The organism is Bacteroidales bacterium, from assembly GCA_021648725.1.
In the GTDB taxonomy this organism is placed as follows: Bacteria; Bacteroidota; Bacteroidia; order Bacteroidales; family JAADGE01; genus JAADGE01.
This window is the reverse complement of record JAKISF010000009.1, coordinates 54,120-68,932: the sequence shown is the minus strand read 5'-3', so window position 1 is coordinate 68,932 and position 14,813 is coordinate 54,120. Positions and strand designations below refer to the sequence as shown.

Sequence of the window (14,813 nt, the reverse complement as noted above, 5' to 3'; positions counted from 1 at the left end):
TAATATTTAATAGTTATTTTTATTCCGTAAATGTCATGGGTTTTATAAAGAATGCCTGTTTATTTATATTTCTTTTCTTTACCAATCCTCTTTTTTCGCAGATTGAGCTACAATATGATAACAGAATATATAAAGAAAATATAAAAAGTATTTTATTCCACCAACTTGAAAAAAGATTTTCTTACCCTATTATAGATTTAGCCGTTCAGAATAAATTATTTTTAGAATTTGATGATTTGAGTCAAGAAAGAAACGACTATTCTTATACAATAATTCATTGCAACTCTGACTGGGAACCTTCAAATTTGAATTCTATTGAATATATTGAGGGATTTGAGGAAAATCAAGTTGAAGATTTTGAAGATTCTTTTAATACTTTGGTTTTTTACAGACATTTTGAACTTTTATTCCCGAATGAAGATGTTATGCCTAAATTATCAGGGAATTATATTTTGCTTGTTTATGAAAATTTTGACAGAGAAGAAATTGTATTCAGCAGAAGATTTTTTGTTGTTGATTCTAAAGTCGATATTGATGCTGAAGTAAAACGTTCTTCTGTTGTAAATACTATTGATGATTCGCAAGAACTTGTATTTACGCTAAACGATAAGTTGCAATCTGTTTTTGATTCTCAGGATAATTTAAAAGTTATAATTTATCAGAATAATATTCCTGAAATTAACATAAGCAATATAAAACCGGATTATATTAAAGGTAATTTATATGAGTATAATAACCCTAGATTGCTTAGATTTAAGGGAGGAAATGAATACCGTTATTTTAATGTTAAGAATACGAAATATGTAAATGACAGAATCAGTACAATAAAATACAATGAGCCATATTATATTTTTGAGTTAGTAAGTGAAAAAAGAGAGGCTTTTAATACATATTCCTATGCAGAGGATATTAATGGTGAAATGTTAATAACGGCAGATAATATAAGTGATGATAAGCTTGAAGCGGAATACGTATATGTTGATTTTAAATTACAATATAATAATCCTGTTGTGTCAGGTAAGTTTTATGTTTTCGGTGCTTTGTCAGATTGGAATAATGATAAGAATAATGAAATGTATTATGATTATTCCGAACAATCTTATAAATTAAGAATGTTGTTAAAACAGGGTTTTTATAATTATCAATATGTTTTTGTAAATGATGAAAACAAGAATATTGACTTTTCTTATGCGGAAGGAAATCACTATCAAACAGAAAATAATTATGTAATTTATGTTTATTTCAGAAATCCTGCAAATCAGTATGATGAATTGATAGGATACAAAATTGTAAATTCTTTAAAAAGGATATAAAAAAAGCTGACATATTAAATTTTGTCAGCTTTTTTTATTCTTCCGATTTGATTTTAATCATACATTCCGTTTTGCAATTTCACCTTAATTTCAGAAAATGCTTTTATTGTAATGTCAACGTGTTCTTGTGTATGTGAAGCAGTAGGTATTAATCTTAACATTATTTTACCTTTCGGAATAACGGGGTAAACAACAGCAGAGCAAAAAATACCGTAGTTTTCTCTTAAATCTTTTGTAATTTTTATTACTATAGTATCATCTCCCTCAAAGAATACAGGAGTAACAGGAGATTCTGTAACACCAAGATTAAAACCGTTATCTTTTAAACCTTTTTGAAGAGCATTAACTATATCCCAAAGTTTCTTTTTGTGTTTAGGTTCATCTCTGAGCATTTCAAGACGTTTAAATGCTCCCAGAACCATAGGCATCGGCAATGATTTTGCAAAAATTTGTGAACGCATTGTATATCGCAAATAATCAATTATTTGTTTATTGCTTGCAACAAAACCTCCAATTCCTGCGAAAGCTTTTGCAAAAGTTCCGAAATACACATCAATTTTATCTTGAACACCGAAATGTTCTCCTGTTCCTGCACCTGTTTTACCCATTGTGCCTATTCCGTGTGCATCATCGATAAATAATCTGAAATCGTATTTATCTTTAAAATCAGTTATTGCTTTCAGGTTGCCTAAATCTCCTTCCATTCCGAAAACACCTTCCGTAATAACTAAAATTCCGCCTTTATCATTACCTTCCAAGTATTTAGTTGCATGAGCAAGTTGTTTGTCCAAACTATCCATATCGTTATGTTTAAACACAAAACGTTTGCCCATATGTAATCTTGCTCCGTCTAAGATGCAAGCATGAGAGTCTGAGTCATAAACTATTACATCATTTCTGTCTACCAAAGAGTCAATTATCGAAACCATTCCTTGGTAACCGTAATTTAATAAATAACCGCTTTCTTTACTGACAAAATCTGCAAGAGCTTGCTCCAGTTCTTCGTGGTATTTTGTATTTCCGGTCATCATTCTTGCTCCCATAGGATATGCCATTCCGTATTTTGCAGCTGCATCTGCATCTGCTTTTCTTACTTCCGGAGTATTTGCTAAACCCAAATAATTATTTACACTCCATGTAATTACATCTTTTCCTTGAAATTTCATTACCGGTCCGATTTCTCCTTCAAGTTTCGGAAAAGTCATATATCCGTGTACTGATGCTTGGTATTTACCCAAGTCGGTTTTTGATGTGTCTAATTTTTTGAAAATATCCACGATTTCGTTTTTATATTAATACTTACTTTTAATTAGGAATTTGCAAATATAAAAAAAACTTTTTTCTTAAATGAATGATAATCGAAAGTTAATTTTTTATGTAAGAATGTAAATTATTATCTTTGCGAATTATTTTAAACAGGAACATTAAATGAAGCACATCATAAGCGGAATACAGCAAGTAGGAATAGGGGTAACAGATATTAACATTTCATGGAAATGGTATCGAGAAAATTTAGATTTTAACATTCCTGTTGTTGATGATCTCGGCACTGCTGAAAAAATGTTACGTTATACCGGAAACAAACCACAAAAAAGACATGCAATAATTGCACTTAATATTCAGGGCGGCGGAGGTTTAGAAGTATGGCAACATCTTACAAGAGAGCCGCAACATGCTGATTTTGAGATTCAAATTGGCGATTTAGGAATATTTGCCGCAAAAATTAAAAGTAAAAATATTGAGTTTGCTTACAGCAACTTTAAAGAAAAAAACATTAACCTTTTAAGCAAACTTGTAAAAGACCCTGCAGGAAATAAACATTTCTTTTTCGAAGACCCTTACAACAATATTTTTGAAGTTGTGGAAGAAGATTCTGTTTTTGCAAAAAACGATTCAGTAAACGGCGGTGTTTACGGAGCAATAATCGGAGTAACGGATATTGATAAATCAATAAAATTTTATTCCGATGTTTTAGGATACGATGTTGTTGAATATAAAGAAAACGGTATATTTGAAGATTTTAACGGTTTAAAAAGAGGAGACTCTAAGTTTGACAGAGCATTATTATCACACAGCAAAGCTCGCAAAGGAGCATTCAGCAAAATGTTGGGGAAAAGCCAAATTGAACTTGTGAAAATATATGATGCTGAACCTAAAAAGATGTATGAAGGGCGATATTGGGGTGATCCCGGCTTCATTCAAATTTGTTTTGATGTAAGCAACATGAAAGCTTTGAAAGAACATTGTGCAAAAAACGGACATCCTTTTACAATAGACAGCAATCCTGAAATTTATGAAACCGGAGGAAAAATATTTGATATGGGAGATGCAGCCGGACATTTTACATATACAGAAGACCCCGACGGAACATTAATCGAATTTGTTGAAACGCATAAAATTCCTATTATTAAAAAGTTAAGTTGGAATCTTAATTTAATGAAAAGAAATCCTGAAAAAGCTTTGCCTGATTGGATGTTGAAAACATTGGCTTGGAACAGAGTAAAATAATTAATAATATGATAAAAAAATTAACACAACAAATAAAATTAAAATCAATAAAAGAACAACTTGAATTTCTTGCAAAAGAATTTAAAGGAAAAATTGCTTTTTCCACAAGTTTCGGACAAGAAGACCAAGTTATAACTGATATTATTTTCAAAAACAATATCCCTATTGAAGTTTTTACTCTTGATACAGGACGTATGTTTGAAGAAACCTATAAAGTTTGGAATATAACAAATAAAAAATATAACAAAAAAATAACAGCATTTTTTCCCGAAAAAGATAAGGTTGAAAAAATGATTTCAGAAAAAGGAATTTACAGTTTTTATAATTCAATTGAAGACAGAAAAGAATGTTGCAACATCCGAAAAGTTTATCCTTTGACAAGAGCTTTAAAAGATGTTGATTTGTGGATAACCGGTCTTCGTGCAGAGCAATCTGTTACCAGAACCGAATTAGCACTTTTAGAAGAAAACAAAAGTTTTGACACAATAAAATTTAATCCTCTTACAGGCTGGACGTATAATGATGTTTTAGAGTATTTAAAAGAAAACAACGTACCGTATAATGAACTGCATGATAAAGGATTTTTAAGCATCGGTTGCTCACCTTGCACAAGAGCAATAAAAGAAGGCGAAGATATTAGATCAGGTCGTTGGTGGTGGGAAAGCAAAGATAAAAAAGAGTGCGGATTGCATATTGACCAAACACCCTCTTTTAATATTAAAAAGATAAATTAAGAAAATATATTTTAAAAATGAATAAATACAACCTCAATCATTTAAGAGAATTAGAAGCAGAATCAATTTTTGTATTCAGAGAAGTTGCTGCACAATTCGATAACCCCGTTATTTTGTTTTCCGGCGGAAAAGATTCCATTATAATGTTTCATTTAGCCAGAAAAGCTTTCTATCCTGCAAAAGTACCTATTCCTTTGTTGCATATTGATACCGGTCACAATTTTGATGAAACAATTAAGTTCAGAGACGACCTCGTTGAAAAATACGGAGTAAAATTGTATGTAGGCTCAGTTCAAAAAACAATTGACGAAGGAAAAGCACAAGAAGAAACCGGCTATAATGCAAGTCGTAATGTGCTGCAAACTACAACATTGCTTGAAGCAATTGAAGAAAATAAGTTTGATGCGGCAATGGGCGGAGGAAGGCGTGATGAAGAAAAAGCAAGAGCAAAGGAACGCTTTTTCTCACACCGAGACGAGTTCGGACAATGGGATCCTAAAAATCAAAGACCTGAACTTTGGAATTTATTTAACGGTAAAAAAAGAATGGGTGAACATTTCAGGGTATTTCCTATCAGTAATTGGACAGAACTTGATGTTTGGCAATATATTTATATGGAAAACATTGAAATTCCGACTTTATATTTCACTCACAGAAGAGAAGTATTTAAACGAGACGGTGTGTTGTTAGCTGCAGCTTCATTTATGCAACTGAAACCTAATGAAAAATCCGAAGTCTTAGATGTTCGTTGCAGAACAATAGGGGATATTACAAATACAGGACTTACACAATCAAAAGCTGATAATTTGGAAGACATTATTGACGAAATAGCAGCAGAAAGAACAACAGAAAGAGGACAACGATTTGATGATAAACGTTCCGAAACAGCAATGGAAGACAGAAAAAAAGAAGGTTATTTTTAATTCAGGAAAAACAAAAACATGGTAAAAGATAATATAAATAACAGTACCAACGGATATCTTGACATGGAACTTCTTCGGTTTACAACGGCAGGAAGCGTTGACGACGGGAAAAGTACATTAATTGGTCGTCTTTTATACGACAGTAAATCAATATTTCAGGATCAAATTGAGGCTCTTGAAAAAGCAAGTAAGAACAAAGGAAACGGAGAAGCAGACTTAGCACTGCTTACTGACGGTTTGCGTGCAGAAAGAGAACAAGGTATTACAATTGACGTAGCATACCGCTATTTTGCAACACCAAAAAGAAAGTTCATTATTGCAGATACACCCGGACACATTCAATACACCAGAAATATGGTAACAGGAGCATCAACTGCAAATCTTGCAATTATTTTAATTGATGCACGTCACGGTGTAATTGAACAAACTCTACGTCATTCTTATATCGCATCTCTTTTACAGATACCTCATATTGTAGTGTGTATCAATAAAATGGATTTAGTTGATTATGATGAAAAAGCATATACTAAAATTAAGAAGCAATTTATGAGTTTTGCTCCTAAGTTAGATATAAAAGATATTGATTTTATACCTATAAGTGCTTTACATGGTGACAATGTTGTTGATCGTTCAGAAAAAATGGATTGGTATGAAGGCTCTACACTTCTTCATTTATTAGAGAACGTCTATATTTCAGGTGACCATAACCATGTAGATGCACGTTTCCCTGTTCAATACGTAATCAGACCTCAAAGCGATGGATATCACGATTACAGAGGCTACGGAGGAAGAATTGACGGAGGAATATTTAGCGTAGGAGATAAAGTTAAGGTTTTACCCTCCGGTTTTGAATCAAAAATAAAATCCATTGATACATTAAACGAAAGTTTAAAAACAGCTTTTGCACCCCAATCAGTTTCTATTACAATAGAAGATGATATTGACGTAAGCAGAGGAGATATGATTGTAAAATCAAATAATATTCCGCAACAAAGTCAGGATATTACTGCAATGATATCTTGGTTTAATGAACGTCCGTTACGAATAGGGGGGAAATATGCACTGAAACATACAACAAATGAAGTAAGATGTATGATTAAAGAAGTCCGTTTTAAAATGGACATTAATTCTCTTGACAGAAATTATGAGGATAAAGAAATAAAGATGAACGATATAGCACGTATCCATTTAAGAACAACAAAGCCTTTGTTTTTTGATTCATACAGAAAAAACAGATTTACGGGAAGTTTTGTTCTTGTTGATGAAGTTACAAATGAAACCGTAGGTGCAGGAATGATTGTTGAAAGAATTTAAATTTGTACTATATCTAAAAAAATGTTAAAACTTTTTTAATAGGGCTCGAAAAAATAAAGTTTTAACAAAAAATAATTAAATTTGACATAAATTATATAAAAGTTGAAACAAAATATTAATAAAGTTTCAACTTTTAGTATTTTCTTATTGAAGAAATATTACTATCAATGTCATTTGATGCAATAGTTGTTATAATTGTTCTTGTTTTTCTTATGATATCCTTATATAAGGAAATTGTAGGTCCTGCAATGACATTTATTATTGCAGTAATAGTACTCGGGATTACTCATGTTCTTGAACCGTCTGAAATATTAGAAGGCTTTGCAAACGAGCAAGTTGCAGTTATTGTTATGCTCCTTTTGTTAGGTGATATTTACAGAAGAACTTCGGTTTTGGATATTTTTTTCGATTTTATCTTCAAAAAATCAAAATCAGTCAGAAACTTTTCTGCAAGAATGATGTTAATTGTTGCCCCCTTATCTGCTTTTCTGAATAATACTCCTTTGGTTGCTCTTATGATGCCTTATGTTCATAACAGTGCTCAACGATTTAAAGCTCCGGTTTCAAAACTATTAATACCCCTATCATTTGCTGCTATATTAGGCGGGTGTGCAACCTTAATAGGAACTTCAACAAACCTTATCGTAAATGGCTTAGTTACAGATCAGAAAATCATTCCTAATTTACCGGAATTAGGTATTTTTGATTTTGCAGCAGTCGGATTACCGATGGTTGTAATCGGGATAGCATATATTTTATTTTTCGGACAAAAAATGTTGCCAGATCATGAAAATGTAATTGATAAGCTGCCTTCTATTACCAGAAATTATATAGTTGAGGGAAGAATTAAAACTAACAGCTCACTAATTGGTAAAACAATTAATGAAGCAGGTTTAAGAGACTTAGAAGGTTTATTTTTATTTGAAATTTTAAGAGATGATATCAGAATAACTGCTGTTCCGCATGATACAATTTTACTTGAAGAAGATATTCTTTTGTTTACAGGAACAACGGAAGCAGTTGCTGATTTTGTAAAATCTAAAAAAGGGATTGAGATACCGTCAGTCGGTATGTTTTCGCGAAAGAAGAATACGGAAGTTATTGAAATTGTAATTTCACATAATTCAACTTTGAAAGGAAAAACACTTAAAGAAGTTAATTTCAGAGCAAAATATGATGCAACTGCAATTGCGATAAATCGTGACGGAGAAACAGTTGCCGGAAAACTCGGTTCGGAAGAATTAAGAGCAGGCGATTCAGTTTTACTTCTTGCCGGAACTTATTTTGAAGCTCGTTTAAAAGATACATCCGATTTTATTCTAATTTCAAGAGTTAAAGAAATAAGGCGGTTGGGAATTCCCCGAACTGTATTTTTAGTCGGAGGAACATTTTTAGTCATTTTCTTATCGGCATTCGGCTTAATAAAGTTCTTTAACGGACTTCTTGTTCTTATTACCGGATTAGTTGTAATGGGAGTTACAAAACCGAAAGATCTTGAAAAAAGCATTGATTATGAGCTGGTTATTGTGATAGCATTGTCTTTGGCATTAGGTATGGCAATGATGAAATCAGGTGTTGCAGAATTATTTTCAGACGGGATTATTTCTGTTTTCAGACCATTCGGAAAAATTGGTATTTTAACCGGAATATATTTTATAACCACTATACTTGCAGCTTATATTACTAACAAAGCTGCAGTTGCAGTAATTTTCCCTGTGTCTTTAAGCTTGGCTTTAGAATTAAATGCTGATGTGATGCCGTTTATTCTTGTTGTTGCTTATGCTGCCGCCGCAAATTTTATGACACCGATAGGTTATCAAACAAATTTAATGATATACGGTCCGGGAGGATATAAATTCAAAGATTTTTTTAAAATTGGCGCTCCTTTAACATTACTGTATATGATAGTTACAATTACAATTTTAAGTTTAATGTATTTTTAATATGAATAAAACAGCACTCATAACCGGAGCAACTTCCGGTATCGGTAAAGCAACGGCAATAATGCTTGCAAAGCTTAATTATAACATAATTATAACAGGCAGAAGAGAAGAACGCTTAAATAAACTTTCAGAAGAATTAAAAACACAATTCAATACAAAAGTCCGTTCTTTAAATTTTGATATCAGAAACAGAGAAGAAACTAAAAAACAAATTGAGAACTTGCCCTCTGAATGGCAAAATATTGATATTCTTGTTAATAATGCCGGTTTAGCATCAGGTTTAGATTTTATACACGAAGGCGATATTGATGATTGGGAAAAAATGATTGATACAAACGTTAAGGGTTTGCTTTATATTTCTCGTGCAATTATGCCCGGAATGGTCGAAAGAAAATACGGGCATATTGTTAATATAAGTTCAATTGCAGGTAAGGAAACTTACTTTAAGGGCAATGTATATTGTGCAACAAAACATGCCGTAGATTCTATTACAAAAGCCATGCGAATTGATATGTTACCACACGGAATAAGAGTAACCTCAATTAGCCCCGGAATGGTTGATACCGAATTTTCGGAAGTCAGACTGGGTAGTAAACAAGCAGCAAGCACAGTTTATGACGGCTTAACACCTTTATACGCACAAGATATTGCAGATGCAGTTGAATTTGCAGTTACCAGACCTAAGCACGTAACCATAAATGATATGTTAATTATGCCGACTGACCAGGCAAATTCTTCACATACACACAGAATATAAAATGAATTTAAACAATTTTTTAAAAATTGCAATTGAAGCGTCAATTCATGCCGGACAAGAAATTATGGATGTCTATGACAGCGATGATTTTCAAATTGAATCAAAAAAAGATAAATCACCCTTAACAAAAGCAGACAGAAATGCCGACCTTAAAATTCTTGAATTTTTAAAAGAAACGAATATACCCGTTTTAAGTGAAGAAGGAAAGCATTTACCATATGAAGAAAGGAAAAAATGGGATTATTTTTGGTTGGTCGATCCGCTTGACGGCACAAAAGAATTCATTAAACGAAACGGAGAGTTTACCGTAAACATTGCTTTAATAAAAGGACAAAATCCTATTATGGGAATTATTTATGTGCCTGTTACAAAAGCACTTTATTTTGGTGATAATGAAACCGGAGCCTTTAAAATTGAAGACATTGATTTAGCCGGTTTCAAAAAAGAAAACTTCTCAATATTATCTTTTGATGCTGTAAAATTACCGCTTCCTTCAGTAGACAAACCTTATACAGTTGTCAGCAGTCGTTCTCATTTATCAGATGAGACAGTTGAATACATAAAAGAACTTAAAAAAGAACACGGAGAAATTGAGATGATGCCGGTCGGAAGTTCCTTAAAACAATGTATGATTGCAGAAGGCAAAGCCGATATTTATCCGCGTTTCGGCCCTACAATGGAGTGGGATACAGCTGCAAGTCATGCCATTTTAAACGCATCGGGAGCAACACTTACACAAATTGACGGAAGTCCGCTGGCTTATAATAAAGAGAATCTTTTAAATCCGTATTTTATTGTCAAAAGGTAGTGTGATTTTTGAATTTATATTGAGCAAAGTTGAAATAATCAGTGTTCAATAAAACCTTTGGAATAACTCTGAAAATAATAACTTTGCAGATAAACAAAAAAACAAATATAAAATGAACAAAAAATTCCACTTCAAATGTCGCACATGCGGACATAGAATAAACGGCTTTAAAGAATGGTTTTCACACGGACAAAAATGCCCGAAATGTGGGGATAATAAAATCAATACAGTTTATAATACAGATAAGAAAAAACTTTTAGAACTTATCAGTAAAGATGCAAAACCTGAAAGTCTTTGGCATTATTTCGATTTCTTACCGCTTGAAAACAAAGAAAATATTGTAACAGAAGGTGAAGGGGTTGCTCCGATTGAACGTTGGGACTTTTTTGAAGATTATGCCAAAAGAAAGTACAATTTAAATCTTGAAGTTTACATTAACAGAAACGATAAAAGTTTTGCAACAGGAACATTTAAAGACAAAGGCGGTGCGGTTGCTGCATCAGTTCTTAAAGAGCAAGGTATTAAAGAATATGTGGTTGTAAGCACCGGAAACACGGCAAGTGCATTTGCACATTATTTAGCAAAAGCAGGAGTTTCATGTTCGGTATTTGTTCCTGAGGATTCTTTACCCGACAGCGAAGCACATATCGGAACTTACGGTCAAAAGCTATTTCGAGTAAAAGGCGACTATGCTTATGCTAAAAAAGTAGCAGCAGAATATGCAAAGAAACACGGTTTATTAATTACCGGCGGAAATTTAGACCCTTTACGTTTAGAAGCTAAAAAAACACAAGTATTTGAAATGATGCGAGTAACGGGTAAAACACCTGACGTTTACATCCAAGCATTAAGCGGCGGAACGGGACCTTTTGCGGTTGAAAAAGCATATAATGACTTTGAAGAACTAAACATTTTCGGAAAATTACCGAGATTTTTATTGTCACAAGGGCATCTTTGTGCGCCGATGGCTGCTGCTTGGAAAGACGCAAAAGAAAAAAAATATCCTGAAGGTTGGGAAAAAGATTATCCTGTTTATGAAAATCCTAAAACATTAATTCCTACCATTGCAACCGGTAACCCCGGTATGTATCCCTTAATGGGACCTTTGGTTAAGAAAAGCGGAGGAGAAATTTTTCCCGTTAATGAAGAATTAGCTGTGCCTTTAGCTCGTTTAGTCGGTTTTGAGCGCGTTATAAAAATAGGACCTGCATCAGCAGCCGGCGTTTTAGGTTTTTTTGAAGCTTTAAAACGTGGATTAATAAAAGACGGAGAATCAGTTTTTATAAACATGGGTGAAAGTGCAAATCGTGCAACAGATTTCTTAAAAGAAGTTTCATACACAACTGAAAATATTAAAACTTCTGATGATGCAAAACGTTTCAATAGAGATGATTATAAAAAGCAAGTTTGGGAACCCTTTGAGACGTATTAGAAGAACTTACTGACTTTATCAATAGCTTCCGGTAATGCAAATAAAACAACCTTATCGTCCGGTAATATCTGAGTTGAACCTGTTGCAATAAACACTTCCTCCTCTCTTATTACACCTCCTATAATTGCTTTTTTAGGAAATTTTGTATCTTTTAATTTCTTTTTTGTAATTTTTGCATTGTCAGGAACTGTAAACTCTAAAATTTCAGCATCGCTGCCGAGTAAACATCGAACGGAAGAAACCTGCTCAGACATAATATGAGAATATATATGACCTGCTGCAATAGTTTTTTTATTTATAACGCTTTCGATGCCCATTTGCTCTGCAAGTTGCAGATAGTCCATATTTTCAATTTCGGCAATTGTTTTTGTTACTCCTAGTTTTTTTGCATGCAAACAAGCTAAAATATTCGTTTCGGAATCTCCGGTAACCGCAATAAAAACATCTGTGCCTGATATTCCTTCTTCTTTTAAAAGCTCTGTATCTCTTCCGTCGCTGTGAATAACTAATGTATTTTCTAACTTTTCACTTAATTTTTCACACTTTTCTCTGTTTCTTTCTAAAAGTTTAACGTGGCATTTTTTTTCACATTGTAAAGCTGTTTTAATGCCGATTCTGCTTCCGCCCATAATCATAACATTTTCGACTTTAAAATGCTTTTTGCCCGACAACTTCATTAGTTTTTCAATTCCTTCTTCTTTGCAAATTACATAAAACTTATCGCCTTCATGAAAAGCATTAAACCCTTTCGGTATTATAGTTTTATCTTTTCGGGTTATTGCAACGGCTCTGAAATTTAAATCACCGGCTTCTTTTGTAACTTCTTGAAGGGTTTTGTATATAATGGGAGCATCTTTTTTAATTGTAATAACAAAAAGTTGCAGTTTCCCTTTTGCAAATGAGAAGGTTTTATTTGCTCCGGTACTGTTCAGCAAATTAAGGATTTCTTTACTTGCTAAAATTTCGGGATAAATTAATGAGTCAATTCCTAACTCTTTAAAAAATTCCTCATTTTCACCTTCCAAATATTCAATATTATCAACACGGGCAATTACTTTTTTTGCTCCTAACTTTTTTGCTAAAATACATGATGTAATATTTGTTTCTTCTGCTTGAGTTAAGGCAATATATAAATCTGCATCAGGAATTCCGGCTTTTTTTAAATCATTTATTGAGGTTGCAGAGCCTTTTTGTGTTAAGAAATCGTAATGAGAATCAAGGTATTCAAGACGCTCATTATCCGTATCCAGAATAACAATGTCTTTTTTTGCTTTATATAATAGACTTGCTAAATGTGTTCCTGCTTCTCCTGCACCTGCTATGATTACTTTCATAAAAAAGATTTTTTGTGCAACTAATATGTGAGTTTTTAAGTCTTTGAACCGACAAAATTATAATAATGTATCAAATATTAATTATGTTTTCTTAAAGAAAACTATATTATTTTTAATTTTACGACGTTTAATTGAAAAATCTAAATATGAATAATAAGATGAAAAAAATAATATTGACATTAATTTATGCTACGGGTTCTTTTTTTAGTTTTTCGCAAGGACATAATATTGAAGTAAATATCCTGAATTTAAAAAAACAAGATGTGATTATCGGTCATTATTTTAATGAGCAACTTATCCCGGATGATACAATAACATTAAACACAAAAGGAATTGGTGTGTTTAAAGGAAAAGAAGCATACCCGACCGGAATGTACTTTTTATTTTTACCTAATAAAAACAAATTTGATTTTATATTAGATAAAGACCAAGATTTTATAATTATTGCAGATACAACTAACTTTTTAGAAACAGTAAGTTTCAAGAAATCAGAGGAAAACCTTATCTTTATGGACTACCAAAAACATATGCGTAAAGCAAGTAAAGAGCAAGAAGATTTAATGAAAAAACGTGAAGAATTTAAAGCAGATAAAAATAAAGTAAAAGAAATTGACGGGCAGATGAAACAAATAAGAGAAGATATGAATAAATACCATAATAAAGTTGTTTCGGAAAACTCCGGTTTGTTTTTTATTAAATTTTTAATTGCAACACGTCGCCCTGAAGTTCCCAAAACCATAACAGATAAAAAAGAACAATATTTTTGGTTCAGGCATCACTATTTTGATAATTTTGATGTTTCCGACCCCGGTTTATTGCGTACACCAATTTATGAAAGTACAATTGAAACATATATTGATAAAGTTTTAATGCAACATCCGGATACTCTTATTCCCGAAGTTGATATATTAATAGAAAAATCAAAAACCAACAAAGAACTGTTTAGATTTATGATGGTTTATTTGTTTAATAAATATGCTTCGAGCCAAGTTATGACCGCAGAAAACGTTTATGTTCATATTGCAGAAAAATACTACATAAAAGAAGCTGAATGGAGTGATACTAAATTTATAAGCGATTTAAAAAATAAAATTGCAAATAAAAAGAAATGTTTAATCGGAAATCAGGCATATAATATTAATTATAACTTAGCTCCTTTTGACACTTTAAAAATTAATGCTTTATTGGACGAAGAAGAAAATTATAAAAGCAAAGGTTTGCAAATTGAAAAATCAGAAGCCGACAGCATAATAAAGTATAATTTAAAAGTTGGGTTATTGCAAGATTATTTGACTAAGTTTGAGGAAACCTATGCTTTGAAAGATGTTACGGCAGAATATACAATTATTTGGTTTTGGACACCGAGCTGTAGCCATTGCCGAGAAGAAACCCCAAAGTTTCATGAAATGTATATTGAAAAAGGAATGAAAGAAAAAAATGTTAAGGTTATTGCAATGTATATGCAAAAGGATTTAACCGACTGGAAAAAGCATACAAAAGATATTAAAGATTGGTTAGAGTTCATTAAAAAACATAATTTGAATGATTGGGTAAATGCCTGGAATCCTTTTGACTCTTTCAGAAAAAATTATGATATAACATCTTCTCCGGTTCTTTATTTATTAGATAAAGATAAAAAAATTATAGCAAAAAAAATAGGCTACGAACAAGCTTTTGATATTATTGAAAGTGAAACTAAAAAATAAATTAACTTAATTTTTTAAACAATAAAGCCGGCTTTATATTT

The 14,813-nt window shown here is 32.1% G+C and carries 12 protein-coding genes; 10 read left to right on the top strand and 2 right to left on the bottom strand.

The window, feature by feature from the left end; genetic code table 11:
• Positions 1 to 35: 35 nt before the first annotated feature.
• Positions 36 to 1,313 (top strand): DUF5103 domain-containing protein, encoded by a 1,278-nt coding sequence (locus L3J35_05355; protein ID MCF6365612.1) that lies wholly within the window; start codon positions 36 to 38, stop codon positions 1,311 to 1,313.
• A 53-nt stretch (positions 1,314 to 1,366) separates the two neighbouring features.
• On the opposite strand, the gene L3J35_05350 is transcribed toward L3J35_05355, so the two are convergent.
• Positions 1,367 to 2,593, bottom strand: coding sequence for an aminotransferase class I/II-fold pyridoxal phosphate-dependent enzyme (locus L3J35_05350; protein MCF6365611.1), 1,227 nt, complete (start codon positions 2,591 to 2,593; stop codon positions 1,367 to 1,369).
• 148 nt (positions 2,594 to 2,741) lie between these two features.
• Between L3J35_05350 and L3J35_05345 the strand changes: the two genes are divergently transcribed.
• From L3J35_05345 to L3J35_05310, 8 genes are all read left to right on the top strand, one after another.
• The gene (locus L3J35_05345) at positions 2,742 to 3,821 is read left to right on the top strand and encodes a VOC family protein (GenBank protein ID MCF6365610.1); all 1,080 of its coding nucleotides are present in this window, start codon (positions 2,742 to 2,744) and stop codon (positions 3,819 to 3,821) included.
• An 8-nt stretch (positions 3,822 to 3,829) separates the two neighbouring features.
• The gene (locus L3J35_05340; GenBank protein ID MCF6365609.1) at positions 3,830 to 4,555 is read left to right on the top strand and encodes a phosphoadenylyl-sulfate reductase; all 726 of its coding nucleotides are present in this window, start codon (positions 3,830 to 3,832) and stop codon (positions 4,553 to 4,555) included.
• A 17-nt stretch (positions 4,556 to 4,572) separates the two neighbouring features.
• Positions 4,573 to 5,478 (top strand): sulfate adenylyltransferase subunit CysD, encoded by a 906-nt coding sequence (cysD, locus tag L3J35_05335; GenBank protein ID MCF6365608.1) that lies wholly within the window; start codon positions 4,573 to 4,575, stop codon positions 5,476 to 5,478.
• 18 nt (positions 5,479 to 5,496) lie between these two features.
• Complete coding sequence (cysN, locus tag L3J35_05330; GenBank protein ID MCF6365607.1) at positions 5,497 to 6,792, top strand: sulfate adenylyltransferase subunit CysN; 1,296 nt, start codon at positions 5,497 to 5,499, stop codon at positions 6,790 to 6,792.
• Between the two features lie 167 nt (positions 6,793 to 6,959).
• Positions 6,960 to 8,735 carry an SLC13 family permease gene (locus L3J35_05325; GenBank protein ID MCF6365606.1) on the top strand — a complete coding sequence of 592 codons (1,776 nt, stop codon included), beginning with the start codon at positions 6,960 to 6,962 and terminating at the stop codon, positions 8,733 to 8,735.
• A 1-nt stretch (position 8,736) separates the two neighbouring features.
• Positions 8,737 to 9,492 carry an SDR family NAD(P)-dependent oxidoreductase gene (locus L3J35_05320; protein MCF6365605.1) on the top strand — a complete coding sequence of 252 codons (756 nt, stop codon included), beginning with the start codon at positions 8,737 to 8,739 and terminating at the stop codon, positions 9,490 to 9,492.
• Between the two features lies 1 nt (position 9,493).
• Positions 9,494 to 10,300, top strand: a complete 807-nt coding sequence (gene cysQ / locus L3J35_05315; protein ID MCF6365604.1) for a 3'(2'),5'-bisphosphate nucleotidase CysQ — start codon at positions 9,494 to 9,496, stop codon at positions 10,298 to 10,300.
• Between the two features lie 112 nt (positions 10,301 to 10,412).
• Entirely contained in the window at positions 10,413 to 11,732 is a 1,320-nt protein-coding gene (locus L3J35_05310; protein MCF6365603.1) for a pyridoxal-phosphate dependent enzyme, read from the top strand.
• Here L3J35_05310 and trkA read toward each other — a convergent pair.
• Positions 11,729 to 13,066, bottom strand: a complete 1,338-nt coding sequence (gene trkA, locus L3J35_05305; GenBank protein MCF6365602.1) for a Trk system potassium transporter TrkA — start codon at positions 13,064 to 13,066, stop codon at positions 11,729 to 11,731. The genes L3J35_05310 and trkA overlap by 4 nt on opposite strands.
• Before the next feature lie 158 nt (positions 13,067 to 13,224).
• On the opposite strand from trkA, the gene L3J35_05300 reads away from it, so the two are divergent.
• Complete coding sequence (locus L3J35_05300) at positions 13,225 to 14,772, top strand: DUF5106 domain-containing protein (protein MCF6365601.1); 1,548 nt, start codon at positions 13,225 to 13,227, stop codon at positions 14,770 to 14,772.
• Positions 14,773 to 14,813: the final 41 nt, after the last annotated feature.